General features: G+C 66.5%; 26 protein-coding genes. 9 read left to right on the top strand and 17 right to left on the bottom strand.

Annotated features, from left to right (window positions below):
• Positions 1–8 precede the first annotated feature (8 nt).
• Both J2S53_RS04915 and J2S53_RS04920 read right to left on the bottom strand, forming a co-directional pair.
• On the bottom strand, positions 9–614 hold the full coding sequence (locus J2S53_RS04915; protein ID WP_456239956.1) for an Rv1733c family protein: 606 nt from the start codon (positions 612–614) through the stop codon (positions 9–11).
• 46 nt (positions 615–660) lie between these two features.
• Positions 661–1551, bottom strand: a complete 891-nt coding sequence (locus tag J2S53_RS04920) for a universal stress protein (protein WP_456239957.1) — start codon at positions 1549–1551, stop codon at positions 661–663.
• Between the two features lie 169 nt (positions 1552–1720).
• On the opposite strand from J2S53_RS04920, the gene J2S53_RS04925 reads away from it, so the two are divergent.
• Entirely contained in the window at positions 1721–2146 is a 426-nt protein-coding gene (locus tag J2S53_RS04925; RefSeq protein WP_456239958.1) for a pyridoxamine 5'-phosphate oxidase family protein, read from the top strand.
• A gap of 51 nt (positions 2147–2197) precedes the next feature.
• On the opposite strand, the gene J2S53_RS04930 is transcribed toward J2S53_RS04925, so the two are convergent.
• A complete protein-coding gene (locus J2S53_RS04930; RefSeq protein WP_456239959.1) occupies positions 2198–3079 on the bottom strand; it encodes a universal stress protein in 882 nt (293 codons plus the stop codon).
• 154 nt (positions 3080–3233) lie between these two features.
• Positions 3234–4667: an endoglycoceramidase I gene (locus J2S53_RS04935; protein ID WP_456239960.1), complete on the bottom strand. Its 1434-nt coding sequence runs from the start codon at positions 4665–4667 to the stop codon at positions 3234–3236.
• A 312-nt stretch (positions 4668–4979) separates the two neighbouring features.
• On the opposite strand from J2S53_RS04935, the gene J2S53_RS04940 reads away from it, so the two are divergent.
• From J2S53_RS04940 to J2S53_RS04955, 4 genes are all read left to right on the top strand, one after another.
• The gene (locus J2S53_RS04940) at positions 4980–5798 is read left to right on the top strand and encodes a lipase family protein (RefSeq protein WP_456239961.1); all 819 of its coding nucleotides are present in this window, start codon (positions 4980–4982) and stop codon (positions 5796–5798) included.
• Positions 5799–5908: 110 nt separating this feature from the next.
• On the top strand, positions 5909–6361 hold the full coding sequence (locus tag J2S53_RS04945) for a universal stress protein (protein ID WP_456239962.1): 453 nt from the start codon (positions 5909–5911) through the stop codon (positions 6359–6361).
• 73 nt (positions 6362–6434) lie between these two features.
• Complete coding sequence (locus tag J2S53_RS04950) at positions 6435–6872, top strand: universal stress protein (RefSeq protein WP_456239963.1); 438 nt, start codon at positions 6435–6437, stop codon at positions 6870–6872.
• A gap of 218 nt (positions 6873–7090) precedes the next feature.
• On the top strand, positions 7091–7996 hold the full coding sequence (locus tag J2S53_RS04955) for a universal stress protein (RefSeq protein ID WP_456239964.1): 906 nt from the start codon (positions 7091–7093) through the stop codon (positions 7994–7996).
• Between the two features lie 77 nt (positions 7997–8073).
• Here the strand turns inward: J2S53_RS04955 and J2S53_RS04960 are convergent, their stop codons facing one another.
• Complete coding sequence (locus J2S53_RS04960; RefSeq protein WP_092973570.1) at positions 8074–8343, bottom strand: DUF1876 domain-containing protein; 270 nt, start codon at positions 8341–8343, stop codon at positions 8074–8076.
• Between the two features lie 234 nt (positions 8344–8577).
• Positions 8578–9012, bottom strand: a complete 435-nt coding sequence (locus J2S53_RS04965; protein ID WP_456239965.1) for a DUF7144 family membrane protein — start codon at positions 9010–9012, stop codon at positions 8578–8580.
• A 308-nt stretch (positions 9013–9320) separates the two neighbouring features.
• Here J2S53_RS04965 and J2S53_RS04970 point away from each other — a divergent pair, with 308 nt between their 5' ends.
• A complete protein-coding gene (locus J2S53_RS04970) occupies positions 9321–9587 on the top strand; it encodes a DUF3040 domain-containing protein (RefSeq protein WP_092972685.1) in 267 nt (88 codons plus the stop codon).
• Positions 9588–9650: 63 nt separating this feature from the next.
• Here the strand turns inward: J2S53_RS04970 and J2S53_RS04975 are convergent, their stop codons facing one another.
• On the bottom strand, positions 9651–10943 hold the full coding sequence (locus J2S53_RS04975) for an alpha-hydroxy-acid oxidizing protein (protein ID WP_456239966.1): 1293 nt from the start codon (positions 10941–10943) through the stop codon (positions 9651–9653).
• A 203-nt stretch (positions 10944–11146) separates the two neighbouring features.
• Positions 11147–12466 (bottom strand): multidrug effflux MFS transporter, encoded by a 1320-nt coding sequence (locus J2S53_RS04980; RefSeq protein ID WP_456239967.1) that lies wholly within the window; start codon positions 12464–12466, stop codon positions 11147–11149.
• Positions 12467–12944: 478 nt separating this feature from the next.
• Between J2S53_RS04980 and J2S53_RS04985 the strand changes: the two genes are divergently transcribed.
• Both J2S53_RS04985 and erm read left to right on the top strand, forming a co-directional pair.
• On the top strand, positions 12945–13652 hold the full coding sequence (locus tag J2S53_RS04985) for an SDR family NAD(P)-dependent oxidoreductase (RefSeq protein ID WP_456239968.1): 708 nt from the start codon (positions 12945–12947) through the stop codon (positions 13650–13652).
• Positions 13653–13897: 245 nt separating this feature from the next.
• Complete coding sequence (gene erm / locus J2S53_RS04990) at positions 13898–14752, top strand: 23S ribosomal RNA methyltransferase Erm (RefSeq protein WP_456239969.1); 855 nt, start codon at positions 13898–13900, stop codon at positions 14750–14752.
• Positions 14753–14987: 235 nt separating this feature from the next.
• Here the strand turns inward: erm and J2S53_RS04995 are convergent, their stop codons facing one another.
• The 8 genes from J2S53_RS04995 to J2S53_RS05030 form a co-directional block, all read right to left on the bottom strand.
• The gene (locus J2S53_RS04995; protein WP_456239970.1) at positions 14988–15428 is read right to left on the bottom strand and encodes a GNAT family N-acetyltransferase; all 441 of its coding nucleotides are present in this window, start codon (positions 15426–15428) and stop codon (positions 14988–14990) included.
• A 69-nt stretch (positions 15429–15497) separates the two neighbouring features.
• A complete protein-coding gene (locus J2S53_RS05000; protein WP_456239971.1) occupies positions 15498–15842 on the bottom strand; it encodes a Scr1 family TA system antitoxin-like transcriptional regulator in 345 nt (114 codons plus the stop codon).
• A 338-nt stretch (positions 15843–16180) separates the two neighbouring features.
• Positions 16181–16819, bottom strand: a complete 639-nt coding sequence (locus tag J2S53_RS05005; protein WP_456239972.1) for a class F sortase — start codon at positions 16817–16819, stop codon at positions 16181–16183.
• Entirely contained in the window at positions 16820–17275 is a 456-nt protein-coding gene (locus J2S53_RS05010; RefSeq protein WP_456239973.1) for an excalibur calcium-binding domain-containing protein, read from the bottom strand.
• Positions 17276–17592: 317 nt separating this feature from the next.
• Positions 17593–18600: a glycoside hydrolase family 5 protein gene (locus J2S53_RS05015; RefSeq protein ID WP_456239974.1), complete on the bottom strand. Its 1008-nt coding sequence runs from the start codon at positions 18598–18600 to the stop codon at positions 17593–17595.
• Positions 18601–18760: 160 nt separating this feature from the next.
• Positions 18761–20698, bottom strand: a complete 1938-nt coding sequence (locus J2S53_RS05020; RefSeq protein WP_456239975.1) for a cellulase family glycosylhydrolase — start codon at positions 20696–20698, stop codon at positions 18761–18763.
• Positions 20699–20889: 191 nt separating this feature from the next.
• On the bottom strand, positions 20890–21912 hold the full coding sequence (locus J2S53_RS05025; RefSeq protein WP_456242705.1) for a LacI family DNA-binding transcriptional regulator: 1023 nt from the start codon (positions 21910–21912) through the stop codon (positions 20890–20892).
• 198 nt (positions 21913–22110) lie between these two features.
• Positions 22111–23403 carry an SGNH/GDSL hydrolase family protein gene (locus J2S53_RS05030; RefSeq protein WP_456239976.1) on the bottom strand — a complete coding sequence of 431 codons (1293 nt, stop codon included), beginning with the start codon at positions 23401–23403 and terminating at the stop codon, positions 22111–22113.
• Positions 23404–23588: 185 nt separating this feature from the next.
• Here J2S53_RS05030 and J2S53_RS05035 point away from each other — a divergent pair, with 185 nt between their 5' ends.
• The gene (locus tag J2S53_RS05035; RefSeq protein ID WP_456239977.1) at positions 23589–24785 is read left to right on the top strand and encodes an amidohydrolase family protein; all 1197 of its coding nucleotides are present in this window, start codon (positions 23589–23591) and stop codon (positions 24783–24785) included.
• Positions 24786–24952: 167 nt separating this feature from the next.
• Here J2S53_RS05035 and J2S53_RS05040 read toward each other — a convergent pair whose 3' ends face one another.
• Positions 24953–25969 carry a class I fructose-bisphosphate aldolase gene (locus J2S53_RS05040; protein ID WP_456239978.1) on the bottom strand — a complete coding sequence of 339 codons (1017 nt, stop codon included), beginning with the start codon at positions 25967–25969 and terminating at the stop codon, positions 24953–24955.
• Positions 25970–25973: the final 4 nt, after the last annotated feature.

Below are 25973 nucleotides of genomic sequence, written 5' to 3' on the forward strand. Positions count from 1 at the left end.
TCCGCTCCTCACCCCTCACCGCTGTCCCGATAGCCACTCCAGTGGCGTTCGAAGTGTTCCCACTCGCGTTGCCAGTTACACCGGCGGAGACGATCCAGGCACCGTCGGAACAACCAGAATCCGCCCACGGCGCCGAACAGCACGGTCAGCCACAACGTGGCCGCTGCCGCCGTCGCCTCGCGAACCGCCGCGGCCGAGGTCATCGGGGGTGGGACGGAACGACCACTGGGATCCGTCCAGATACGTACCCGGCTACGTTCGGGGGAACCGGCAGGGGCCGCCACCATGCCGGTACGGGCGGAACCGTCGGGAGCCTGCCAGGTGGCGCGCACCTCGGCCCTGGCGCGGGCACCGGCGCGTACCGCTGCCGGTGGCGGCCCCGCGTTGTCCAGCAGCACCGCGGTGACCTGTTGTCGTTCCCGTGTCTGACTACGCGCCGCCCCGAGCTGTTCCCCGTAGGTCTGTGCACCGCTGGCCACCGCGAACGGTGTGGCAACCAGCGGCAGCAGCAGCACGAGAGTCAGCACTCTTCCTTCGATCCGGTCGGAGGCCCTGGCCAGTGGGTTGGCGCCCGGCAGCAGCAACCGACGCAACCGCAGGAGACACTCCCCCATGGTCACCGCCTCTCTCGGGGTATCCGTGAGTACCGACGACTTCCGGTCACCACTCCTCCTGCCGAGGACGTATCACCAGTACCGGACAGTGGGAATGCTCGATCAACGCCTGGCTGGTGGAGCCGAGCAGCAGTCCACGAAAACCTCCGCGACCGCGACTTCCGAGCACCACGAGACGAGCCGTCTCGGAACCGCGCAACAGCTGCTGTCGAGGACGGTCCCTTCCGACCACGCGCCGCACGGTCACGTCGGGATAGCGCTGCCGCCACCCCGCGAGGCGCTCGGCCAACAACCTCTCCCCGCCTTCGGCGTAGGACTCGTCCGTGCCGTCGGAACTCGCCGACGTGTCGTACTCGACATCGCTCCAGGCGTGCACCGCCACCAGTGCGGTGCGCCAGTGTGCCGCGTATTCGAACGCGGCGGCCAGGGCTCGTTCGCTGATGGGGCTTCCGTCGATACCGACCACCACCGGCCCTTCGACCGGGAAGTGCTCCTCCCCGAGCCGGGAACGTACTACCACGACCGGGCAAGCAGCCCTGCTGAGCACCGCCGCCGCAGTCGAGCCGATCAGCATCCCGGTAAATCCGCCCCGTCCGGAAGCACCCAGCACGAGCAGGTCCGCGTGTTGTGTCTCCGCCAGCAGTGCGGGCACCGCTCGCCCGTGCACGCTTCGGGTGGACACCGGTAGGTCGGTGGCGATCTCGTCGGCCGCCGAGGCCGCGAACGAGAGAATGTGTTCGGCGTCGTGCGGTGTCCCGGCCCCGACGTGCTCCTCCGGCCGGTTGCCCGCCGCGACGGGGCGAAACACGTGCACCACCAACAACCGGGCGTGGTGCCACGAAGCCACCGAAGCGGCCCAGCGCACCGCCTCGGTGGCGGCATCGGAACCGTCGACACCCACCACCACGGTCCTGCTCGGTCCACCGGCCGGGCTCATACTTCCTCCATCCGAACCGAGCATGACCGGCCGGTGGCATTCGCGCACGGCGACCACGGGCGACTCGCCACGCGAAGGTGGGCCCGGATGACTTTGTGCCCTGTGATGCCGCGGGGAGTTGGTGGACCGTTGGCGTTACGAACCCGACGATTACCACCGGGATCCCACGATGAACACACACAACGAGCTTCGCTCCCTGACCACGCGGGAGAGCATCGTGCTGCTGTCCTCCGCACAGGTGGGTCGAGTTGTGTTCACCGACGAGGCTCTGCCCGCGATCCGGCCCGTGAACTTCGTAGTGGACGGCGCGAGCGTGGTGATCCGCACCGGCAGGGAGGGAAGCCTGTCCAAGCTCAACGGGAACGTGGTGGCCTTCGAGGCCGATCACATCGATCTGGCGACCCGGTCGGGGTGGAGCGTGATAGTCCACGGACGCGCCGAACGGGTCAGCGACATCGATCAGCTGGTCACACTGGCTGATCCGGCCAAGTCCTCCTGGGTGCCGCTGCGGGACTACTTCCTGCGGATACCGTTCGAGATGGTAACCGGACGACGGCTGGCACTACCGCACGTGACCAGCGAAGCCATCGGCTAGTGTCACCCGTCCGATGCCCGGTGTGCCGTCGCCGTGGCAGACGGAGTTCCACTAGGCGGTGGCTGCCCCGGTAGCGTCCTCGGCGCCGACCACTGCCAGTGGGCAGGGGGCGTGCACGACGAGGGAACGGCTGGTCGAGCCGAGCAACATCCCGTGGAATCCCCCGGTCCCCCGGTTACCCACCACGAGCAACTGGGCGTGGGAGGCCACCTCGAGCAGGGTGCGTACGACGTGTCCGGTGATCAGGAGCTTTTCCAGCGACACGTCGGGGTAGTCCTCCTGCCATCCGGCGGTCCGTTCGGAAAGCAGCGCGCGGTCCGATTCGGTCCCGGAGGGCGATGAGTGGTCGTCCTTGCCGACGTGCACGGCGGTCAGCGCCACCCCGCGAGCCGAGGCGTCCCGGAAGGCGAACGCCACGGCGGCCGAGCCGGCAGGGGAACCGTCCACACCGACCACGACGGGCAGGGAGCGGTGTGCCGGATCGCGCGAATGCTCGTCCCGTACCACCACTGTGGGAACGCGCGAGTGCCCCACCAGTGCCATCGCCACCGAACCGACCAGCATCCCGCTGAAACCCCCGAGTCCGCGCGAACCGACGACGGTCAGCAGGGCGCCGTGGGACTCCCGCAACAGCGCAACGGCCGGCGGAGCCTCGATTACGCGGGTCTCGACCCCGATGCCGGGTACGGCAGCGCGCACGGCTTCGCTCGTGGTGTGCAGTGCTGTCCGCGCCTGGGCGCGGAGTCCGTTGCGCAGGGCACGCAGCGGAACGAGAAAACGTGGATATCCCCGTTCCGGCATCGCGTACCCGTGCACCAGCCGCAGTACGGCCGAGCGACGCCGTGCTTCGTCGGCGGCCCACAGCGCGGCCCGCACCGCCGAGTCCGAGCCGTCGGTTCCCACGACGATCCTGCCGTTGCGCGAAGTGGCCATACCCGGATGGTCGGGCAACAGCGCACAGATCGCCCGCGCCGATCGAGCCTCCCGACACGTTTCGGAGATGTCGGGCATCGGTCCTGGTGCACCGGCGTCCGGAACGGTGCTCGACACGGCTCGCCGGGGTAGGAGAGATCAGGCGGGAGAGGGATCAGCTGTCCCGGATCCGCACCCGTACGGTCTCGGTGCCGGTGGCCTCGACCGTCACCGTTCGGGCGCCCGGTTCGGAGGTGAGCCGTCCGCCGCGCACCGTTACCGAGTAGCCCGATTCGTAGTGCCGGTCCGAGACGTAGATCTCGGTGGGCTTCGGGATCGTCGGATCGGGTCGATAGGTGTACTCGAACTGCCCCGTGGTGGCGTCGAAACGCATCGACTCGGGCGTCCCCGCCGTGGCCTGCGGATAAGTTCGGACCAGTTGGTCCCCTATCTCGGAGCGGAAGGGGTCCTCTCCGGGATCGGGCCCGAAGATGCTCTCGTAGTGCCAGTAGTGCCAACCCACGAACCTGCTGTCGGCCCGTTCCAGCGTGTTGGCCAGCACCCGCGGATCGCTGTCGCCGAACTCGGTGACCACGGCGGGCACGTTCGTGCGTTCGACGAACGAGTCCGCGTTTTTCCAGGTCGTATCGTGCTGTGCGGAGCACACTCCGACCAGCTGTTCTGGTAGCCCCAGGTAGATGGCGGCTTGGCTGGCTATGCAGTAGTCGTGGAACGAGAACACCACCTGCTCCGCGGCTATCCGGGGTGTCAGTGGTGGCTCGGCCATGTGGGTGGGCATCAGCTGGTTCCAGGTGGCGTTGGGTTCCCAGAACACCGGAACGTCCGGATCGGTCCGACGGATCCGGGCGGTCAGCTTCTCGTGCACCTCCTGGTACCTGCGGTCGAAGGCCGGGCAACCGGCCGGGAAGCAGCTCGGGAACGCGGCACCGGGCCAAGGCTCGTTCAGCAGTTCGATGCCGAGCACCGCCGGTTCGTCAGAGACGCGTTCGGCCAACGCGGCCAACGCGTCACCGAGATAATCGATGGCCCCGTCGCTGTTGCTCCACACCTCGCTCCACGCCTTGTTCATGCTGGGCATCAGGTAGTACAGCGGAAAACCCGGATTCGGTTCTCCCGGAAACGGCTCGGTTTCCACCGCCCAGTCGGGAAACCCGTTTCCGCCCCAGTCGGGGCCGAGCCCGTCCTGGTGGTTGTCGAGCAGGACGTGTATTCCCTCCTCGCCCAGGGTGTCGACAACCTGGGCCACCCGGTCCAGGTAGGCCTCGTCGACATCACCGCTTCGTGGCATCAGGCCGTCGAACGAGACACCGAGCCGGACGGTGTTGAAACCGTGTCCGGCGAGGAGTTCGGCGTCACGAGCGGTGACCGTGAAACCGTCGCCCGGTCGCACGTAGGGCGCGGTCTTGTCCACGTTGTTCACACCGTGCAGCAGCATCCTGCGGCCGTGCTCGTCGACCAGCCAGCGCCCGGAAACCCGCAGCCCGCTCTGGATCTCCGAAGTCTCCTCGGATTCGGCGTGCCCGGGAACACCGCTGAGCAGCCCCGCCGCCGTCGTCATCGCGAGCAGCGTCGGAATCAGTCGCCGCATGTCCTCTCCCCCGAGTTTCGGCGTCAGTGGTGCCCGAAACTATATGAATAAAATTCATTTATGCCGACTCCGCGGCGACGATTTCACCGGATCGGCGGCAGACCTGCCCCGACTGCGGAGCTCACCGAAACGGTGCACAGTGATCCCTCTTTCCGGCTAGTGAAACACCATCGTCGATCATGTTTTGCCACAGTGGCCCGAAGCGAGGAGAACAGAAGAGCTGTTGAGGGGACTCCGGTGCCAGCAAGGTACATCCCCCGTTCCGTTCCCTCGGATCCACCAGAACCACCTTCGAATCCCTGGGAGAGTTTCGTGCCCGTTGTCGAGATCGACCACAAAACGACCGGATACAACCTCGGACACGCGTACTGGCTGGCCCGGGCGGCCAGGCTTTCCTACGAGGACGAGTCTTCGATACGCGAGAAGATCGCGGAATGGGGATTCGACCGTTGCCGGTACTTCCACAGTGAGTTGGATTCCTCGCTTCCCATCGAGGACACACAAGGCTTCGTCGCCGCCAGCGCCGACATGATCATCGTGGCCTTCCGAGGGACCGAGCCGAAGCAGCTCAAGGACTGGCTGTCCGACGCCAACGCGCTCGTGGAATCCGGCCCTGCGGGCAGGGGCAAGGTGCACCAGGGATTCAGCCAGGCCCTGGATTCGGTGTATCAGGATGTGAAAGCAGCGGTAGACGAGTTTCGGGACAACGATCAGACACTGTGGTTCATCGGTCACAGCCTCGGCGGAGCCCTTGCCATGCTCGCCTCGGCACGCATGTACTTCGAGGATCCAGGGCTGCTCGCCGACGGCGTCTACACCTTCGGCCAACCACGTACCTGCGACAGGGGACTGGCCGGTGACTACGACGAGGTGTTCACCGACCGGACCTTCCGATTCGTCAACAACAACGACATCGTGGCTCAGGTCCCCCCGGAACCCGTTTTCCACCACGTGCAGCACGTCCGCTATTTCGATACCGACGGCGAGCTGCACCATCGGATCTCCACATTCGACGGTCTGACCGACAGCCTCGCGGGCTTCACCTCGGACGTGTCCGCTCCCGCGAGTGACGGTCTCCGTGACCACTTCGTGGACAACTACGTGGCACTGCTGGAAGCGAAGGTGAGCTGAGACGGAGCACCGCACAGCGGGTCGTTCGCGGCCCGCGGCTCCGCCCCGGCTCGGCGTAGCCGAAATGCGACCTCGCTCCGCTCGGGGGACCGTGGCGGTGGAGGGGTGCGATGACTGGGGAGACCACCTATCGGATCACTGTCGGGATCGACGGCTCACCGGCCTCGAAAGCGGCACTCCGCTGGGCGGTTCGGCAGGCCGAACTCACCGGCGGGGAAATAACGACCGTGATCGCCTGGGACTACCCACCGATCTACGGTTGGGAAGTACCGAACGGTGCGGATCTCGACAACGACGCGGCACGGATCCTCAACGCCGTGCTCGCGGAGACCTTCGGCGACGAGGCATCCGTTTTCCCGCACCGCGAGGTGGTCCAGGGCCATCCGGCCAGAGCGCTGCTGGACGTGGCGAACGAGACGGCGGCCGCACTGATCGTCGTGGGCAACAGCGGTCACGGCGGTTTCACCGGCGCGTTGCTGGGATCGGTCAGCCAGCACTGCGTGGCCCGTGCCCGCACACCGGTCGTGGTGGTACGGGCTGAGCAGCACGACGGCTCCGGATGAGGTACGAGGAATCCACGGCAACCGCTCCCGCTCCTGGCCAGCTACGAACCGGTCGAAAGCACGGGAGGTCCCGATGAGTACCGAGCAGGAACGAGTGGTCGTCGGGGTGGACGGGTCCGCGGGCGCCGCGGAAGCACTGTCATGGGCACTGCGCTACGCCTCCAACAGCGGAGCGGAGATCACCGCCTTGATCGCCTGGGCACACCCGAGCTACTACGGCTTGGGCGCTCCGATTCCGGAGGAGGACTTCGACCAGCGGGCCGAACAGCAGTTGGCGCGGGCGGTCGCCGACGCCGTCAGCCAGCTCGGAGTCGATGTCGGTGTACAGCAACGAGTGGTGCGGGGAATTCCCGCGCGAGCCCTGCTGGACGCGGCCGAGGACGCCGATCTGCTGGTCGTGGGCAGCCGGGGGCACGGGGGTTTCACCGGCGCGTTGCTCGGATCGGTCGGTCAACACTGCGTACACCACGCGCCGTGTCCGGTGGTCGTGGTACGCGAACGCGGCGAATAGCGGACCCTGTTGACGCGGCTCTCGCCGCGCTCACTCGGTGTGACCTCTCGCGAATCCTCACCCCGGAGGCCGGACATCGAGCAGCGGGTTCACTCACGCACGTTCGAAAGCGTTCAGGTGCCCGTTCACGACGAATGGGACTGCTCGATCGCTCGTGAAACGACATCATGGCCTGGACATGAATCGTCGCCACGGGCGAATTCGAAGGGTTGGCAGCGATGAGCGCGGAGCGGACCGGCAAGGTCGTCGTCGGATTCGACGAACTCGAACACTCACGGCAGACGGTACGGTGGGCCGCTTTCGAAGCGGCCAGCAGACAGCGGACGCTGCTGATCGTCCGCGCCATCCCCGTACCGTTGGAACAGATCACCCGCATACACCTGCCCAGTGAGGCGGTGGAGTCCGAACCGCTGCGCACCGAATCGGAGAACGAACTCCGGGCCATGGTGGCCGAGTGTCGTGCGGAACTTCCGCGGCTGGAAATGGAAACCTCGATACGGATGGGGCACCCGGCCAAGATTCTCGGCGAGGCCGCGGAGGGGGCCGAGATGTTGGTGCTGGGACCCCCGGAGCAGACACAGCCCTGGCGGGTGCTGCTCGGCTCCACCTCTGCCGAACTGGTTCGCACCGCCGAGCTTCCCGTGGTGGTGGTTCGGGGCGAGCGGGAGAACGAACGGATCACCAATAGCCCGGACGAGTTCACCAGAGTGGTGGTGGGTGTCGACGGTTCCCGAGGCAGCCAACGTGCCATCGAGTTCGCCTACGAGTTCGCCTTCCGCCACGACGCTGAACTGATCGCCCTGTTGGCGTGGAACGAGATCCGCAAGTACGCCCTGTCCGTCTCCGCGCGGCGCAAACTCAACTGGGAAGAGGCGCACGAGACCTGTCAACGGGTGCTTTCGGAATCGGTGGCCGGACAACGTGAGAATTATCCGGACGTCGTGCTGCGGAGCGAGGTGGTGACCAATGAGGGAGCCGCGGACGCGTTGTTCTCCGCCTCGGAACAGGCCGATCTGTTGGTCGTGGGCAGCCACGGCAGGGGACCGATCAGATCGAGCCTGCTCGGCTCGGTCAGCTACGCCGTCGCACACTACGCACAGTGCCCGGTGGCCGTGGTCCACTGACGTTCTCCCGGGCACCGGTGCGCTGACGGCAGTGGGTGCATCCGCGGAAACCGAGCGGAGCAAGCCCCGCGGCGTTACTAGGTGTGGAAGTAGGCCGGTTCACCGGTGGACTGCTCGACGTCGGCGATGGAATCGTCCAGCAACTGGTGCGCCAGCTGTGACAGCGCACGCGAGGCGGCGAGTTCGGCACCGATCCGCGGAATGTTGCTGTCGTGCGGATTGCGGCGGGCCAAGCCGTTGGCCCGGACCTCCGGCTGGTGCTGCCGGTGCAGTCTGGCCTCGGCGTGTGTTCGGTCCTCGCGTTCGTCGATGAAAATCGTCACCGACCATTCCTCTGTGGCGATCATGATCTTCTTCCCTTCGCCCACGAGTACTCGGAAGCGCTTCTTCCGGGCCCGTCCGGTGCTGTACGGGTCCCGATGCTGTACGGATCTCGCATCCGAATCGCCGACATTGTCCGGACGGGAATCATCGGGCTCACATTCGTGCGGCTGCCCGGTGTCCCCATGATGGTGGGCACACCGTTATCACCACAAGTGATCGAGTTGTTGACGGAAAGACCGCACCAATTTTTGCGAATATTACTCACGCACCGCGGGAATTCCGCGCAGCTGAGTAGCCAGTGCCCAGATCACCACCACGTCCACCGCGATGATCAATACCGACCACAACGGTTGGAACGGGATGAACAGGAAATTGCCCAACGCGCTCACCGCGACGATCACGATACCGGTGACGCGCGCCCAGCGCCGTCGCGACAGCAGCGCCGCACCGGTGGCTCCGACCAGCAGGCCCAGCGCCACGTGCACCCATCCCCAAGCCGTGATGTCGGCACCGAAGAAGTAACCCCCGGCAACCACGTAGAACGAACTCTGCAGCAGTGCCGTGAGGCCGACAACGACGTGGAAAAGCCCGATGATCACCATCAGCACGCTGGCGAACATCTCCACACCGCTGGCCAGGACTCCGTGGGAACGGTCGACCGGGGATCCGGTCCCGTGCTCGGCGTGTGCCATCTGCCAACACTCCCCCATCAAACGTAGCCGGTGATTCGGATCCGTTTCGTCAAGCGGCACCGGCTGAACACCGCTGCAGCAGAACAACGGAAACGGGCCGATCGACGAGTTCAGCCTAGGCAGGACACATCACGCCCCATAGGGCACAAGGTCCCGTGGGAGCGGCGCCGCACGACCGCTGGCGTGCGGAGGCGTCAACCGCGTGTCGTGACCTCGTCAACCGGGAACGAATGACATAAGACCCTTCGGAAGCGCCACCGGTCACGACGATGCTTGCGGTGACGACACCACGGCCTGGGAGGTGGGCCATGCTCGATCGGTACGAACGGCGCAGGCTGGACGAGATCGAGCACCAGCTCAGCGGTGACGACCCCCACCTGGCCGAACTCATGAGCAACGAGGGTTCCCGCCGGTCTCGCGGGCTGCGGTTCAACCTCCGCACGGGGATAATCGTCTTCTCCTACGCGTGCGCGCTGCTGTGCCTGGTGCTCGGTGAAGGAGCGGGCTTCTTCCTGGGGGTCGCGCTCGCGACCGTGATGATCGGGCTGTACGACTGGACGATGCGTGCCGTTTGAACCACTGCGGCCCGGTCCGAAACCGTTGCGCCCCGTTCCAAAGGCACGGCCCGGTCACGGGACTCAGCTGTGAACCGGCCGCAGCAGCCCCGGTTCCAGCTCGGCCGGTGCGGCGATTCCGGCCAGCGCCATGGTGATGTCGAGCTCGGCCACCAGGTGTTCGAGCACGGTTCGTACCCCCTCGGCACCCCCCGCGGCCAGTCCGTAGGCATAGGGCCTGCCGATGCCTGCCGCGGTCGCGCCGAGCGCCAGAGCCTTGCACGCGTCCGCGCCAGTGCGGATCCCGCTGTCGAACAACACGGGGATCCGGTCGTCGACTTCGGCCACGATGCCGGGCAAGGCGTCCAGCGCCCCGAGAGCGCCGTCGATCTGACGGCCACCGTGATTGGACACGAGGATGCCGTCCACTCCGGCATCGAGGGCGCGTCGCGCGTCCTCGGCGTGCTGCAGCCCCTTCAACACGATCGGCAGGCTGGTCCGTTGCCGGACGAAGTCGAGCTCGGCCCAGGTCAGCGAGGACCGGGAGAACACGTCCAGGAACGTCTCGACCGCCGCTCGCGGGTACGGTGAGCGCAGGTTGGTCAGCAGTGAGCCGGGATGATTGCGGCTCATCGACCACAACGCCCGCAGCGCCTGCGGTGTTGGGGTGGGAGCGGGGGAAATCGCCGGACGCTCGGCACGTCGTCGTACCAGGGAGGCGAACACGGGGTCAGCGGTGTACTGCGCGATGCCCTGACCGTGTGCGAACGGCAGGAAACCCGCATCGAGGTCGCGGGGGCGCCAGCCGAGCACGTGCGTGTCCAGTGTGATCACGATGGCCTCGCAGCCCGACTCCTCGGCACGGCGGAGCATGCTGGTGACGAGGTCGTCGTCACTGCTCCAGTACAGCTGGAACCAGCGGACGGCGTCCGGGGCGACCTCGGCCACCCGCTCCATCGAGTAGGAGGCCTGGGTGGACAGCGTCACGGGAACACCGGTGGATGCGGCCGCACGGGCGACCGCGAGGTCACCGTGCCGATGGACGAGTTCCAGCACCCCGATGGGCGAGAGGAACAACGGGGCGGGCACCGCGCGGCCGAACAGGTCGATTCCGAGATTCCTGCTGGAAACGTCACGAAGCATGCTGGGGACGATCCGGTGGCGCTCGAACGCGGTCCTGTTGGCCGCGGCGGTACTCTCCGTCCCGGCCGAGCCCTGCAGATAGTTCCAGGCCCGTCGCGAAATCGCCGAACGGGCGGCCAGGCTCAGGCGTCGCGGATCGACCGGAACCCGGGGCTTGCGGCCGTAAACCCCCTCTCGGTATATGTGCGTCTGGATAGCGCGGCCGATGTTGCCGATGTTGTTCGCCAGTGACATGCGTTTCCCTCAAAGCCGTTCAGCCAACCGACCCCTGTTCCGGGTACCGCAGAAGATAGCCGCGCCGCGGCCGTCCCGAACACCCCGGATCCCACGGCCATGTTCGTGGAAAACACGGCGGGGCGGTGTCGTCGGGCACCGCCCCGCTCGAACTAGGAGACGAACCGGTCGGGCTCAGCCGGGAGGGTCCGTCGGAACCGGGCTCACGCCGTGGCCCGCGAGTCCGCCGCGTTGCGACGGTTTCCCGCCATGGTCACGGCGGTGAGGGCGATCAGCGCGATCAGCACACCCGTTGTCATGGCGATCGCCAGTGCCGAGGCGTCGTTGCCGAGCAGGCCGACGACGGGGGCGGTGAACGCACCGAGGCCGAACTGTCCGGCTCCCAACAGCGCGGCGGCCGTACCCCCGGAGTCACCGTGCCGGGAGAGCGCCAGCGCTGGGGCGTTCGGCAGTACGAAGCCGACCGAGCCCAGCACGAGCAACAGCGGCACGAAGAAACCGACGATCCCGCCGAGTCCGGTGGTGGTGAACAGGGTCAGCACGATCCCGGCCGTCGTGGCCGTGGCCAACGCCCCGAACACGATCTGGTGGGAGGAGAACTTGCGCAGCAGCACGACGTTGAACTGCGTGGCACCGATGATCATGAGAGCCCCGAGTCCGAAGACCAGGCCGAACTGCTGCTGGTTGAGTCCGAACTGCTCCTGCAGCACGAACGAGGCACCGGAGATGTAGGAGAACAACGCGGACATGCCGAGCGCTGCCACCAGCACCATGACCAGGAACTGGCCATCGGTGAACAGCTCCCGGTAGGAGCGCATCACCGGTTTTATGCCGCCCTTGTGCCTGCGTTCGGGCGGCAGGCTCTCGCGCAGTGCCAACGAGGCCAGCACCAACAGCAGGACACCCAGCACGGCCAGCACGGCGAACACACCGCGCCAGGACAACTGCAGCAGGATGATGCCGCCCAGGGTCGGCGCCAGGATCGGTGCCGCTCCGTTGACCAGCATCAGTCGGGACAACGTGGTCGCGGCGGTGCGTCCGGTGAACAGATCGCTCACCGAGGCCAGCGCGACGACCATGGCCGCGGCACCGCCCGCACCCTGCAGCACCCGAAGAATCCCCAGCACCAGGATGTTCGGGGCGAGCAAGCACAGTAATGAGGCCACGACGTGTAACGAGATTCCCACGATCAGGGGGATCCTGCGCCCCACCGCGTCGGAGAACGGCCCCATGAACAGCTGTCCCAGTCCGAGCCCGAGCAGGGTCCCGGTCAGGGTCAACTGTGTCTGCGAGGAACTCGCCTCCAGACTCTCACCGATGTCGGGCAGGGCGGGCAGGTACATGTCGATGGTCAGCGGAACCAGGGCAACCAGGGCGCCCAGTACGAGAATGATCCGGGTTCTTTCCCACCCGGTGGGTTCACTCACACCCGCCTGGTTCGGGGTGGAAGTGCTGTGCTCTGCGACTCGTTCCATCACGACCTTCCGTACAGGGTGTGAAGATGACAGGACTGCCAACTTCACAGCGAACGTGAAGGAGGTTTTATTCCCGTGGAACGAAAAGCCTCTCGGGTTTCAGCCGGTCGTACGAACGTGATTCGAATCGCCCGGCAGGACGCACGTCGCACCTTCGCAGATCGGTTTCGAAACGCATGCGTTCGATGGCCCTCCGTGATGTCTCGCTCTGCCGGGTTCGTTCCCCGGCGCCCGTGGAACGTGTCGGCTACCACAAAGCAAAACGAAAAGAATTCACACCGTTTCGGGGGATCGGACCACGGCACCCCTAAATCCCGACGCCCCATTACCGGACAGCAGCCGTCGAGGAAATTTCCCGCGCACGAACAACTCGTGAGTACGTTGACCAATCGCCGCCGTTGGAACCAGGCCCGCCGGCACGGGAGGCGGCCGTTTTCCCGCCACGCGGAGCCGTGGTGATCGCGCGGCACGACGGGCTGGGCTAACGTTTTCCTGGGCAGTCACCGGCGGAAAAACCGGAGTTCAAGTGCAATTGCGGAACAAGAACGTCCTGATAGTAGGAGCGAGCGGGGTATTGGGTGGCAAGCTCGCCCACAAGCTGCACGAGGCGGGCACCCGCACCTATCTGGCCGGACGCGACCGGAACGAACTCGCCACCGTTTCCGAGGAGCTCGACGGAACGCCCTACTCGATCTTCGAAGCGATCGACACCGACTCCTGTCGCCGAGTGGTCGACACGGCGGCCGAATCCCTGGGCGGACTGGATCTAGTGCTGATCGCCACGGGCGTCGCGGCGTTCGGCCGCACCTCGGACGCCGAGGACGCGGTGACCGAGCACCTGCTGACCATCAACACGCTCGCGCCCATAGTGCTCGCACGTGCGGCACTTCCCCATCTGGAGCGAAGCGGGGGGACGTTGGCCGCGCTCTCCGCGATACTGGCCGACCATCCCACGGCGGAGATGGCCGACTACTCGGCCAGCAAGGCGGCACTGTCGGCGTGGCTGACCGCCACCCGACGGGAAATGCGCGGACGGGGAGTCGACGTGTTCGACATCCGACCACCGCACATGGAAACCGGGCTGGTGGATCGCGCACTGAGCGGAACACCGCCCCGCATGCCGCCGGCCGCCGACACCGACGAAGTGGTGGAAACCATCGTCTCCGGCATACGCGACAGCGCGCACGAACTGCGCTACGACCTCGAGCAGCGACGGCTACGGCTGGTCTTCTGAACCGACCGCTTCCCGCACAGTGCCCCCGATGTCCCCGGACGGTGGTGTGGCATCTCGGCCGGTTCGGCACCATTGCTAGAGTAATCATCGATGGGTATCAACGCGAGTGCTCCCTTCTACGTGAGGCCCCGCCGCTGACGGCGGGGAGCTGATCTTCACTTTTCGCAGCTCCGCCGCGTATCGGAGTCATCGCCGGTGCGGCTCTCGGCTGCCCGGCTCCGTTCTTCACTCCGCGGAGCACACCCATGTCTCATTCCCACCCTGGCGGGCCGCACGAGCTCGGCCAGAACTTCCTCGTCGACCGGTCCACGATCGCCGTGATCGAGAACCTCGTCGCCGGAACGAACGGACCGATCGTCGAACTCGCCGCCGGCGACGGTGCCGTCACCGTGCCGCTCGGCCGGTCCGGACGGCCGATCACCGCCGTGGAACTCGACCCCGGCAGAGCACGACGATTGCGGCGGCGCACCCCCGAGCACGTCACTGTCGTCAACACCGACATCCTGCGTTTCACCCTGCCCGGGACTCCGCACGTGCTGGTAGGCAACCTGCCGTTCCATCTCACCACGGCGGTGCTCAAACGCGTGCTGGGAGCGCACGAGTGGCGAACCGCGGTCCTGCTGGTGCAGTGGGAGGTCGCCCGCAGGAGATCCGGTGTGGGCGGAGCAACGATGCTCACGGCCCAGTGGTGGCCCTGGTACGAGTTCAGCCTGCGACAGCGGGTACCGGCGCGTGCCTTCCGGCCGGTGCCCTCCGTCGACGGCGGCCTGCTCGTGATGAGGAGGCGGGAAGTCCCCCTGGTCACCACAGCGGGTGAGGAGTACCGGCGATTCGTCAGAGACGTCTACACCGGCCGGGGACGGGGGCTGGGCGAGATCCTCGAACGCACGGGGCGGATCGACCGCTCCGCCCTGCGGGAGTGGCTGCGCCTGGAGCACGTCTCGACCCGATCGCTGCCCAAGGAACTCACCGCCGAGCAGTGGGCCTCGCTGTGGCACCGGGTCACGGCGACCAGCGAGGGGACCGACGAGGGAACGCCGCACCGTCGGCGGGGTGGCACCACACGTTCCGGGCGGCGTGGTCGGAACCGGAACCGCTGAGTCGGGAGGTTCCGCCAAGCGGGCATCGACAGTGACCGGAACAGCCGGAGCCGGGCTCTCGGAAGGGGACGCGACGTGCGAGACGTCCACCTCCGTGTCCCGGCCCCGGCCGCTTTCGCTCCCACAACCCCGTGGCGTCGGAGAGCGGGTCCGCCAGGAAGTCGGCGGACATGTCGGCGAACGCGCCGCCGTTACCCAGATCCACGGCGTGGATGCGGAACTCCGGCCCTGGATCTCACACCGAGCCGGAGCCGCTGTGGTACGAGGGCTGTCGCTCCAGGTACCTCGCGTTCGGTTCGGCGAACCCGAAGTCGCGGTAGAGCTCGTGCGCGTCGTCGGTGTGCAGCATCCATTTGAAGTTCTTGCCCGGACCGTTGTCGATCATCTCGTGCACCAGTCCCCTGCCGAGGCCCCGACCGCGGTGCGCGGTCTCGATGTAGACGTCGGCAAGGTAGGCCATGGCCACGCCGTCGGAGAACGCCCGGGCGAAACCGACGGTATCGCCGTGCGGGTCGTAACAGCCCACCACGCGCCAGGCGTGCCGAACCTGTCGGTGGAAGTCGTCGAACTCGCGCCAGCGGCCCCAGTAGGCCTCGGTGGACAGGAAACGCCAGACGGCGTCGAGGTCGAGCCGGTTCGGATCGTCGTCGAACTCGTAAGGGTGATGCGGCGACACGCCCCGATCGAAGCAGACTCGGGTGGGATCTCGCCACTGCTTTTCCACGTGATCCCGGGGGCGACGAGCTCACCCCGACCCGGTGAGAGGTCGGGGCTCTGCCACCGTCGGACCCGGCAGCGGCTCGTGCGGGAGCCACAACCGGTGCGGCTCAGTCGAATCGTCCGCCGCGCAGCGCCGTGGTGAAAGCCGCCCAGGCAGCAGGCGATTTCCGCAGGCTGACAAGCCTGCGGCTTGCAACCGCCTCATCGCCGCACGGTAAACGGCTATCTCCTCGGGCTGCCGGTAGTAGTACCCCTTGACACGTGTGTCCACATAGACGGTTCCTGGATCGTTCTCCAGCTCGGGCGGGAAAGCCAGATATATGAAAGCGCCTTCTATGCCGGTATGAGCTCCGACGGACATGGGCAGCACTTGTACGGCTCTTCCACGAGACGCAACAGGTGATGGAGCTGTTCACGGGTCATGTCTCCACCTCCGACGGAGTGCGCAACGCGGACTCATGGACGACCGACCACAGGTCACCCCGGAACTGGTCACCGACGGAGTCGCACGTACCACCCACCTGTTCCAGGAACGCGTGCCCTGTGCTAACCGGTACGGCTGACCGTGGGGCCGGACGGAACCCACACCGTGTGGCTGGACACTCCGCAGCGGCCGGTCCGCACACTGGAGTAGTGCTTACCAGTACCCCTGCACAACACCGTCCCGAGACCGAGAACCACTGCTCGTCCCGCAAACGGCATCGCGAATCAGCGAACCCGGACAGCGAAAACGATCACATTGTCGAGATAGTCACCGGAGCGCTCGTCGAAAACCCCACCGCAAGTGATAAGCCGTAACCCGGGGGCAGCTGTCTCAGCGTAAACCCTGTTCGTCGGGAAATCGGACTTGGCGTGTCGCTCGCTGCGATACGTCCGGAACACGGCAGTGGATCCGTCAGCTCGATCCACGAACACCCGGTTTCCGGGCGACAACGTGTCCAGTTCGTAGAACACCGCCGGACCGTTCCTCGAGTCGACGTGTCCCGCGATCACGGCCGGGCCCTGTTCACCGGGTTCAGGTCCCGCACGCCACCAACCGGTTCGATTCGCCGAATCCGGAGCGGCCAGTCTGCCCTCATCGGTGAGTTCCAAGGGATCAACCGGAGCGACCAGCTCCAAAGCGGGAATCCGAACACGAACGGGCAAGGCCTGCTGTCGGGGAACGAAGCGTTGGTCGATAGCTGTGTTCGCACTGACCGCGGATCGTGCCCGGGTGGATTCAGGGCCCGCGGGCGCGGCTGCTCCGGTCAACAACCACGGAAGTGCCAACAGGAGCGTAGCGGCCACGGGAACCCATACCCCGTGACCGCTACGCACTACCGACGAACCACGACCGAGGAAGCTCATTCACGCTCCGCCGGAGGAACGACGGCGGAACATCAGAAGCACTCCACCGGCGAATGCCACCCCGCCTGCCGCGCTCAACGGCAACAGCAATTGGGAATCACCATGAGTGGCGGCACCACCGTATCCGGCATCCACCCCGCCAGAAGGAGCGGCACCGGAGTCTCCCCGGGTATCTGCGGTTCCATCTCCGTTCTCACTATCACCACCGACGGCACCGTTGTTGTCCTCGGTGGATTCCGTGGAGTCGGAAGAAAGATCCTCACAGGCGATCCCGTCGTCGTCAGCGTCCAGCCTTTCCGGATCGCCAGGCACGGAGTCGTAGGCCCGCTGAGCCTCTTGCTGCGTGGCGAAATCCTTACAGCCACGATCCGCGGATTGCGCCGTGGCCAAGCCCGCCAGTGGTAAGGAGATCCCAACCGTGAGCGCCGTAGTGGCAGCGATCTTGCGAAGTGTCATGGCTACCCACTTTCCTCGACAACAGTGGCAGACGAAGAACAAGTAGTGACACTACAGATCACAATTTAGAGGGAACCATACACACGGAAGCGTGAAAGCTAGACAAAGAATATCACTTTCAGTAGCAATCAACATCGCTACAGCAGGTAATCGAGCCACGTCCAGCGTAAAGAATGGATCGAACGGGCAACTGAACGTTTACAGCGGGCCCGTACTGCCGACAACGGAAAGCAAGAAGCGAAAAGATCCGGCCGCGCGGCCCGAGGGCGACCGCGCGGCCGGAGTGGTGCGACCGACTCGAACTCACATCGGACGGGTCAGTACACCGAGGACTCCTCGGAGGTCTCCCGGATGCCGTTGGGGCCGTTGATGATGCGCTCGCCCCACGGGGTCAACTGGTTCGGGTCGAAGTCCCGCACCATGTCGAGGTATTCGACCCCACCGCTGTTGCCGCTCCAGGACCAGCCGATGTAGCCGAGCCCGAGCGACTCGGCGGTGGCCATGACGGCGTCCTCGGCCGGGTCACCATCGGAGTGGCGATGCCCGAACTCACCGACCATGATGGGCAGCCCTGCGTCGACGAAGTGGTTCAGGTAGTTCCTGACCTTGGTGGCGGTGTCGAACACGCCGTACATGTGGACGGAGAACACGGTGTTGCGCAGCGGGTCGGCCTGGAATACCGAAGCGGCGTCGTCGCGCATCGTGTACGTCCAGTCCTGGCCCCAGTTCGGGGCGTCGGCGATCAGGGTGTGCTGGAACCCGAGATCGCGCATCCGCTGGATGGCGTTCGAGGTGTCCTCGGCCCACGCCTCGTAACCGGTGTTGCCGAACGGCTCGTTGCCGAGGTTGATGAGGACGTGGTCCTCTTCTCCGATCAACGCGCTCTTGACGCTGTTCCAGTAGTCCACCGCACGCGACAGCGGCACCGCACCGGACTTCTCCGGATAGCCGATGGTGTCGTGCACCTCCAGCACGCAGACCAGCTTGTTGTGCTCGCAGTTCTCGACCACGGACGCCACGTCGGCGGTGTCGTTGCGGTTCCAGAGGTCACCGCTGCTGAGTACCACACGCACGGTGTTGGCGCCCGTGGCCTTGATGTCGGCCAGCGAGTCCGTTTCGTTCGGATACCACGTGTGGGCGTGGTTAATCCCGCGCATCACGAAATCGTTCCCGTTGGCGTCGAGCAGTCTGCCGTTGGAGACGTGGAATCCCATTGCCGCCGCGGCTTTCCCGGTCATCCCGAACGAAAGCTGCGAAAGCGTCAGCAACACCGACATGGCCAGCACGGTGAGGACGGCGGCGGGTAACCTCAATCGTCGTTTCATGTTTTCCTCCGAAAACATTCTCGAACATTCCATCGCGTCGCGCCGCCGACCACACCTCCGTTCCGCTGTCAGCATCGCCGATCGAGATGTGCTCGTTCGGCGCGACTGGTCGACACGCCGACAACGTCGATTCCGCGAGCCGACCGAGACGCGGCGGCACTCATGCCGCGTCGAAACTCGACATACGCAGCACTCGAACTTCGTAGGGTGGCAGTTCGAGGGTGTCCACGGGCTTCTCATCGTCCAGACCGGTGAGTTCGCCCGCCGTCGCTTCCGGAGTCACCCGCAGCGGCTCCGGGCTCTGGCTGGTGAGAAAGACGAAGCGCCGCCCGTCACGGTGCCGCAGCACGTCCGCGCTCACGGCAGGATCGGCCACCCGCACGCTCCGCCGCACCCCGGCGAACTCGGCCAGCGCGTCGTAGAGCCCTACCGCGGCATCCGGATTCGCCCCGGGAGTCCAGTCGGCCATGTGCTCGATCGGGTAAGTACACAGCACCGTCCAACCGGAACCGACCCGGTTGCGCAGCACCGCAGGCTCGCCGTCCTGATCCACGGCCACGACCTCCGCATCGGTGGCCCGCACCGGCAGCCTGGCCCGGCTGTGCTGATTACCGGCTACCGGCAGCGACAGCTTCGTGCCCGCGGCCAGACCGCCGAAGTCCGCCCGGAAGGTGAGCTCGACTTCGTCGCGTTCGATCGGATCCACCTGCCCGTACCACAACTGGTGCTTCACCCCGAAGATCCGGTCGAGTCCGGCGATCCACGGGCCGCGCTGGAACGAACCGGTGCCGTGGCAGTAAGAGAGGTAGACCGTGGCCCCCGAGGCCGCGAGTTCCTCCAACCTGCCCGTCGAGGGCGCGGTCAGTTGTTTGGCCGAGGGCAGCAGATACAGCGAGCAGTCCTCGACGATACCGTCCCGCTCCCGGCAGAGTCCGATCGGGAGGTCGGCCAGTTTCGCGCTGGTGTAAGCCTGACGCAACGTGCTGAACGCGAACCGTGCGTCGTCGCCGTCGCTGATCGGGATGTCGCCCTCCAGGTGCTCCGGGACGATCATCGCGGCCCGCGCCGGTTCCCGCTCACAACCGAGCACGTCGATCGCGGCGAGAGTCGCGGAGAACCGCGCCATCTCGCGCAGTTGCGGCTTGGGCTCGCGCCCCGAGGTGGTCAGGCCGAAGTGGAGCTCGAAGGGGTGATGCCGGTACGGGTCCTGCTCGGCGAGTTCGTCGAAATCGGTGTTGTTCCAGGCCATCCAGCCGGTGGAGCCGGCGAGCAGGCTGTTGTGCAGCACCTGCCGGTAGTAGACCGCCGCGTGCTCGTCGGAGGCGAAGTCCGAGGACAGCCCGAACTCCTCCAACACCACGGGACTGCCCAACGTGGTGGTGAGCTCACAGATGAAGGCCGCCCCGAAGTGCTGCCGGATCCGGTCGTCCTCCATGCGATAGACGTGCGGACCAAGGAAATCGGTCAACGAGGCCAGGTCACGCACCGAGAACCCGTTGTCGGTTCCGGTGATCTCGGCACCCCAGGCACCGTCGCCGATGGAGACCGGCTGGGTGGCCCCACCCGCCCGCACCGAGCGGACCATCAGGCCCGCCCAGGCAGTCACGCTCTCCCGATCGGCGGGCTCGCCGTAGATCGGCATCTCGTTGCTGATCAACCACCCCGCCACCGCGGGATGATCGGTGTAGCGCGCGGTGAGCTGTTCGACGAACCAGCTCTGCCGGTCCAACAGCCATACGTCCCGATAGAGGTCACGACCCCCGCGCCAGGGTGGATCGAAGTTCTCACCGGACATGTGCCCCACCAGGAAGGTCGGCACGGTCCGCATGCCCGTTTCGACGTGTGCGTTCAGGAAATCCGCGTAGGCGGCGGCACAGTTCTCGTCGATCCGGTCGGGCTCCGGCATGAAGTCGGGCCAGAAGAAGAACGACCTGGTCAGTGTCAAGCCGTGCTCACGCAGCACGGCGAGCTCGGCACGGACCAACTCGGGATCGTAACGAGTCCACATCCGCGGCCCGCCGGACGCGGACCAGAAATTGGCCCCGAACCAGCTGACCGGGCCGTCCTTCGTCTCGACGAAGGCGAAACCACGACGCATCCGTGCGCTCCCATCAACAGTGTGCGGACCGCTGCGGCTCGCGGAATCCGAGTCGCGAATCCACACGAAACACTGAAGTGAATTGGATCACTTAAGCGATTAACAGTCAAGGCGAAACCACGTGGGACAGGAAGCACGGACGGCCTTCGAATCCCGAACCGGACGGACGAAGCGCCTTCGATTCCCGGGGCTCACCCCGAGTGAGATCCGGTGCTGTGCCGCTCGACGAACTCCGGATCGGAGGTGCGCCGGTCCTCGAGCGTTGACCTGCTGCGCAGTTCGAGCAGCATCCGCACCGCGGTGGCTCCGCGTTCGGCGATCGGTCTGCGCACCGCTGACAACGCGGGTCGAACCAACCGGCACAGCGCGGAATCGTCCCAGGCCACCAGCGAGACGTCCTCCGGAACGGACAGTCCCAGCTCCCGCACCACCCCCAGTGCGGAGACGGCCATCACGTCGTTGTCGAACACCAGGGCGCTCGGAGCCTCCGACGAGGAGAGCGCCGCACGGACGACACGCGCGGCGGACTCGTCAGTGTAGTCGGCGTGCACGATCCGGGCCCCCTCCAAACCGAGTCGTGCCGCCGCCTCGGTGAACGCGTCCGAGCGAATACCGGTGTGCACGAACTCCTCCGGCCCGGCCACCCGTGTGATCCAGCGGTGCCCGAGCGCCGCGAGCCGTTCGAGCACCTCGGTCATCACGCCCCGGTCGTCGGTCCACACGGAGGGCAGGCCCAACCGATCGACCGGATCGGCCAGCAGCACGGCGGGCAACCCGAGCTCGCGTACGAGCCGGACCCGGGGATCCTCATGACGCAGATCCACCAGCAGCACACCGTCGACCCTGCCCTCGGCGGCCCAGCGACGATAGGTCGCGAGTTCGGCTTCGGCGTTGTCGGTGACCTGCAGCAGCAGCGCGGTGGGGCCATCGGCCAGCTCGGCCTGGATCCCGGAGATCAGCTGCATGAAGTACGGCTCGACCCCGATCTCGCGGGCGGGGCGGTCCACCACCAGCCCCACCGCTTCGGCCCTGCCGCCGGTCAGCGAGCGCGCGGCGCTGCTCGGTGCCCAGCCCAGCTCGGCCGCGATCCGCAGAATGCGGTCGCGGGTCGCCGCCGAGACCCCGGGGCGCTTGTTGAGCGCGTAGGAGACCGCGCCGGTGGAGACTCCCGCCGCTCTGGCGATGTCGGAGATCGTCGGGCGCTTCGACGGCATCACGTCCCCGGGTGCTGCTGTGGTGTACGGCAACACCCTAGTAGAGGAGCTCCGCCGGCCGGTTTCCCCGCTGTTCCGCGTTTCCCGTCGGGCGGAACCTCCGGCGGACTCCCGCACGGAACGCCCGAGTCGGATAGGCACCCGCGGGGAGGTTCCCGTGGCCGCCGGAAACCTCCCCAGGACAGCTGCGAGAACGGATCAGTGGTGCGCGGAACCCGTCACCGTCGCGGCCCGGTCCACCGACACCGCGAGCAGTTCGTCGAGATCCACGGCATCCGCCATGGCGGCGGTACCGGCATCGCCGGGGTGCAGCCCGTCACCGCCGTCGTAGCTCGGTCGCAACCGCAGCGGCGCGTCGGGATCGGCGGTGGCCGCCGCGAAGTCGATCACCGCGTCGAACCGGCCGCTATTCCTGATCCACTCGTTGACCCGCTGCCGGGTGTCCTCCCGCTGCTGGGTCCAGACGCTCGATCCCTTGAACGGCGTGATCGTGCCGCCCAACACGGTCACTCCCCGAGCGTGGGCCAGCTCGATCAGCCGCTCGTAGCCCGCGATCATCTCATCGGCGGTGGCGTTGTAGCCGATATCGTTTATCCCCTCCAGCACGATCACGCTGCGCACCCCGGACTGGCTCAACACGTCCCCGGCGAACCGGTCCACCCCGGCAATCCCGTAATAGGGCTGCCCGGGGCGCTCGGCCAGCAGTCGGTTACCGCCGAGCCCCGCGTTGACGACCGAGAGGGTGGCGCCGCTTCTGGCGTGCAACCGTCGCGCCAGATGGTCGGGCCAACGTTGATTGGAGTTGTAAGTGGTGGCGGCGGTGTCGGTGATCGAGTCTCCGAAGGCGACCACCGTGCCCTCGATTCGTGGACTCGGGCGCACATCGACGGCATCCGCCACGACCCAACACGGCATGGTGCTGTATCCCGAACCGGCCGGATCGGCAGCGGTGTCACCCCGTGCCAGGTAGTTGGTCTGATTGGCGAAGGGATGATTGGTCAGCGCACCGGTGGTCTCGGGAAGGTGAACGCTGATCAGCAGCGTGGACAGCGCCTCGACCCGCAGCTCGACCGGATCGCTGTAGCGGTACTCGCCCGCCGGGATCACGGTGCTCGAGCTCCCGCCGAACCTCAGTTCGCGCATGGTTCCGGGCACGGCGGTGGCACCGGCGGAGCGCACCGCGACAGTCGCGTGGCCGCTCCGAAGCGGAGCGTTCCCGTACACGTTGCTGAGTCTGATCCGGACCTCGGAACCGCCGCTGCTGATGAACACGGCATCGCGCACCGTGGCGTCGTCGACCCCCTCCCCCGCCGGGCACGAGTCGGTTCCCGGAAGATCGCTGCCTCGCACGGGACTGGCCGCCCATGCGGCCACCCATTCCTGGGCACGCGGCTCCGGCTCAGGACGAGCGGTGGCGGCCGGCGCGGTCGCGGCAACGGCGGCCAGACAGCCGAGCAGGCACAGCAACGTACGAAGGACCAAACCACGCAACGGATATCGCTCCTCGGATTCTCGACGAACTCCGATCGACAACAGCACATGTGAGCGCTCCCAGAAACTCAACACACGATTCCTCGAATTCGCTACCGCCGATCCGGTTACGGCAGGAGAATTCGGGAAAGTAACGGGAGATCGGCACACCGGGACAATGCGGAAATCGGAGGTTTCACGCGGGAATGCGACTACTGGTGACGGCGGAACGGATATGGACCGGAAACGAAGGTCACATCATCGAGGACGGTGCGGTGCTCGTGGACGAGGGCACGATCACCGCAGTGGGTCCGCGCACCGAGCTGGCCGAATCGGCGATCGAGGCGGAGAGGTACGATTTCCCAGGACACACGCTCCTGCCGGGACTGATCAACGCACACGTGCACCTGTCCTTCGACGCGGGCGAAGAACCGATCAACACGCTGCTGGCCACCGAGGACCACGAGCTGCTGGACGGTATGGCCGAACGAGCTCGCGACTCCCTGGACGCGGGAACCACCACCGTTCGTGACCTCGGCGACAGGAACGGCGCGGCGATCCGGATCAGGGACGCCGTCGCACGGTCCGAGATCGCCGGACCGCGCGTGCTCGCGGCGGGCCCACCGTTGACCGTCCGTGAGGGACACTGCTGGTTCCTCGGCGGTGAGGTGGAACGCGAGGAGGATTCGCTGCGCCGAGCGGTCACGCATCGCGCGGAACTCGGCGCGGACGTGGTGAAGGTGATGGCATCCGGTGGGCAGATCACCCCGAAGTCGCCCGCCATGTGGCAGTCACAGTTCGACGCCGCCGAACTACGAGTCATCGTGGACGAAAGCCGGCGGCACGGACTGCCGGTCGCCGCACACGCGCACGGATCCGACGCGATCGAGGGCGCGGTCTCCGCAGGTGTGAGCACTATCGAGCACTGCACGTGGCTGGGACCGGACGGGTTGGACGAACGTGAGCCGGTGATCCGCGAGATGCGGCAGCGCGGTATCAGCGTGTGTGCCGGGCAGTCCCGCAACTGGCACCGGCTCGCCGACAAGGTCGGTGCGGAACGGGCGCAGCGGTTCCAGCGACGACTCCGCACCCTGGACGAGGCAGGAGTCGATGTGATCATCGGAACCGACGCGGGGCTGCGGGACTCGGTGTTCGACGATTTCGCCGGAGCGCTGGGGCTGTACGAGCACCTGGGGTTCGGCAACGAACGGATCCTTCGGATGGCCACCTCCGAAGCCGCGATCGCGCTCGGCATCGGCGAACGTACCGGGCGGGTGGCGACGGGGCTGGCCGCCGACCTGGTGGTGGTGCGCGGTGATCCGCTGACGCGATTGGGCGATCTGGGTGAGGTGGCCCTGACGGTCGCGAACGGTAGACCACACCACCCCTCGGCGAGTGGGTGAGGCGCCCAAGTCCTCCGAAGTCGTCACCGGGCTCCTCCGTGGCGGGCGGCGCTTCGGAAGCCGGGTTCGGCAGCGGGCGAGCACTGCCGAACCCGGTGATCAACGAGCCTCTCCGACTCCGGGATCCGATCGCGGCACCGGATCCCCGGCGGGAACGGCCGAACGGATCAGGCGTTTTCCAGGGCGGATTCGTAACGCCCCTCGCAGGCGGCCCCGTTCAACTTCGCCCGGTGTGCCAGTACCTGCTGGGCGCTGTCGAACTTCTCGTCACGTCCGACCCACTCCTGCAGGGCAGGAGCCAGCAGGCCGCGTCCGAACGAGAAGGTGACCTGCCACGGCAACGGACCGAGCTGGTTGATCGCGTTGAGATTGACCGTGGCCTCCTCGTCGCTCTGTCCTCCGGAGAGGAAGGCGATGCCGGGGACCGCCGCGGGAACGGTTCGCTTGAGCGTGCGTACCGTGGCCTCGGCGACCTCGACGGAACCGGGTTGCGGGCTGTGATCCTTGCCCGCGACCACCATGTTCGGTTTGAGCACCATCGACTCGAGATCGACGTGCTGCTCGGCGAGTTCGGCGAAGACACGACGAAGCGCCCGGGTGCTCGCCTCCTCGGCGGCGGCCAACGAGTGGTCGCCGTCCATCAGCACCTCCGGCTCGACCATGGGAACCAGCCCCGCCTCCTGCGACAGCGCCGCGTAGCGGGCGAGCGCGTGGGCGTTGGTGTGGATCGCGTAGTCACTGGGCCTGCCGGACCCGATGTCGAGCACCGCGCGCCACTTGGTGAACTTCATGCCGAGCTGGACGTACTCGGCCAGCCTGTCCCGCAGTCCGTCCAGTCCTTCGGTGATCTTCTCACCGTCGGTTCCGGCGAGCGGCTTGGCTCCCTTGTCCACCTTGATACCGGGCAGGACGCCGTTCTGCTCCGCGATCTTGCGCAGCGGCACCCCAGAGCCGGAGTCCTGGCGGACGGTTTCGTCGTACAGGATCACACCGCTGATCGAGCTCCCCAACTCCGGCGTGGAGACGATCAGCTCGCGGTACTGGCGCCGCACTTCCTCGTTGGAGTCGAGGCCGACGGCGTGCAACCTCTTCTCCATCGTTCCGGTGCTCTCGTCGGCGGCGAGAATGCCTTTGCCCGGTGCAACCATCTGCTGTGCGATCAACCGCATGTCGTCGCTGAACACGGTG

This window comes from Actinopolyspora lacussalsi (genome assembly GCA_030803735.1).
GTDB classification, from domain to species: Bacteria; Actinomycetota; Actinomycetes; order Mycobacteriales; family Pseudonocardiaceae; genus Actinopolyspora; species Actinopolyspora lacussalsi.

Coding starts and splice junctions, on each gene's coding strand:
- J2S53_RS04915 (WP_456239956.1), bottom strand. CDS start 614: ATGGGGGAGTGTCTCCTGCGGTTGCGTCGGTTGCTGCTGCCGGGCGCC.
- J2S53_RS04920 (WP_456239957.1), bottom strand. CDS start 1,551: ATGAGCCCGGCCGGTGGACCGAGCAGGACCGTGGTGGTGGGTGTCGAC.
- J2S53_RS04925 (WP_456239958.1), top strand. CDS start 1,721: ATGAACACACACAACGAGCTTCGCTCCCTGACCACGCGGGAGAGCATC.
- J2S53_RS04930 (WP_456239959.1), bottom strand. CDS start 3,079: ATGGCCACTTCGCGCAACGGCAGGATCGTCGTGGGAACCGACGGCTCG.
- J2S53_RS04935 (WP_456239960.1), bottom strand. CDS start 4,667: ATGCGGCGACTGATTCCGACGCTGCTCGCGATGACGACGGCGGCGGGG.
- J2S53_RS04945 (WP_456239962.1), top strand. CDS start 5,909: ATGACTGGGGAGACCACCTATCGGATCACTGTCGGGATCGACGGCTCA.
- J2S53_RS04950 (WP_456239963.1), top strand. CDS start 6,435: ATGAGTACCGAGCAGGAACGAGTGGTCGTCGGGGTGGACGGGTCCGCG.
- J2S53_RS04955 (WP_456239964.1), top strand. CDS start 7,091: ATGAGCGCGGAGCGGACCGGCAAGGTCGTCGTCGGATTCGACGAACTC.
- J2S53_RS04960 (WP_092973570.1), bottom strand. CDS start 8,343: ATGATCGCCACAGAGGAATGGTCGGTGACGATTTTCATCGACGAACGC.
- J2S53_RS04965 (WP_456239965.1), bottom strand. CDS start 9,012: ATGGCACACGCCGAGCACGGGACCGGATCCCCGGTCGACCGTTCCCAC.
- J2S53_RS04970 (WP_092972685.1), top strand. CDS start 9,321: ATGCTCGATCGGTACGAACGGCGCAGGCTGGACGAGATCGAGCACCAG.
- J2S53_RS04975 (WP_456239966.1), bottom strand. CDS start 10,943: ATGTCACTGGCGAACAACATCGGCAACATCGGCCGCGCTATCCAGACG.
- erm (WP_456239969.1), top strand. CDS start 13,898: ATGTCTCATTCCCACCCTGGCGGGCCGCACGAGCTCGGCCAGAACTTC.
- J2S53_RS05005 (WP_456239972.1), bottom strand. CDS start 16,819: ATGAGCTTCCTCGGTCGTGGTTCGTCGGTAGTGCGTAGCGGTCACGGG.
- J2S53_RS05010 (WP_456239973.1), bottom strand. CDS start 17,275: ATGACACTTCGCAAGATCGCTGCCACTACGGCGCTCACGGTTGGGATC.
- J2S53_RS05015 (WP_456239974.1), bottom strand. CDS start 18,600: ATGAAACGACGATTGAGGTTACCCGCCGCCGTCCTCACCGTGCTGGCC.
- J2S53_RS05020 (WP_456239975.1), bottom strand. CDS start 20,698: ATGCGTCGTGGTTTCGCCTTCGTCGAGACGAAGGACGGCCCGGTCAGC.
- J2S53_RS05025 (WP_456242705.1), bottom strand. CDS start 21,912: ATGCCGTCGAAGCGCCCGACGATCTCCGACATCGCCAGAGCGGCGGGA.
- J2S53_RS05035 (WP_456239977.1), top strand. CDS start 23,589: ATGCGACTACTGGTGACGGCGGAACGGATATGGACCGGAAACGAAGGT.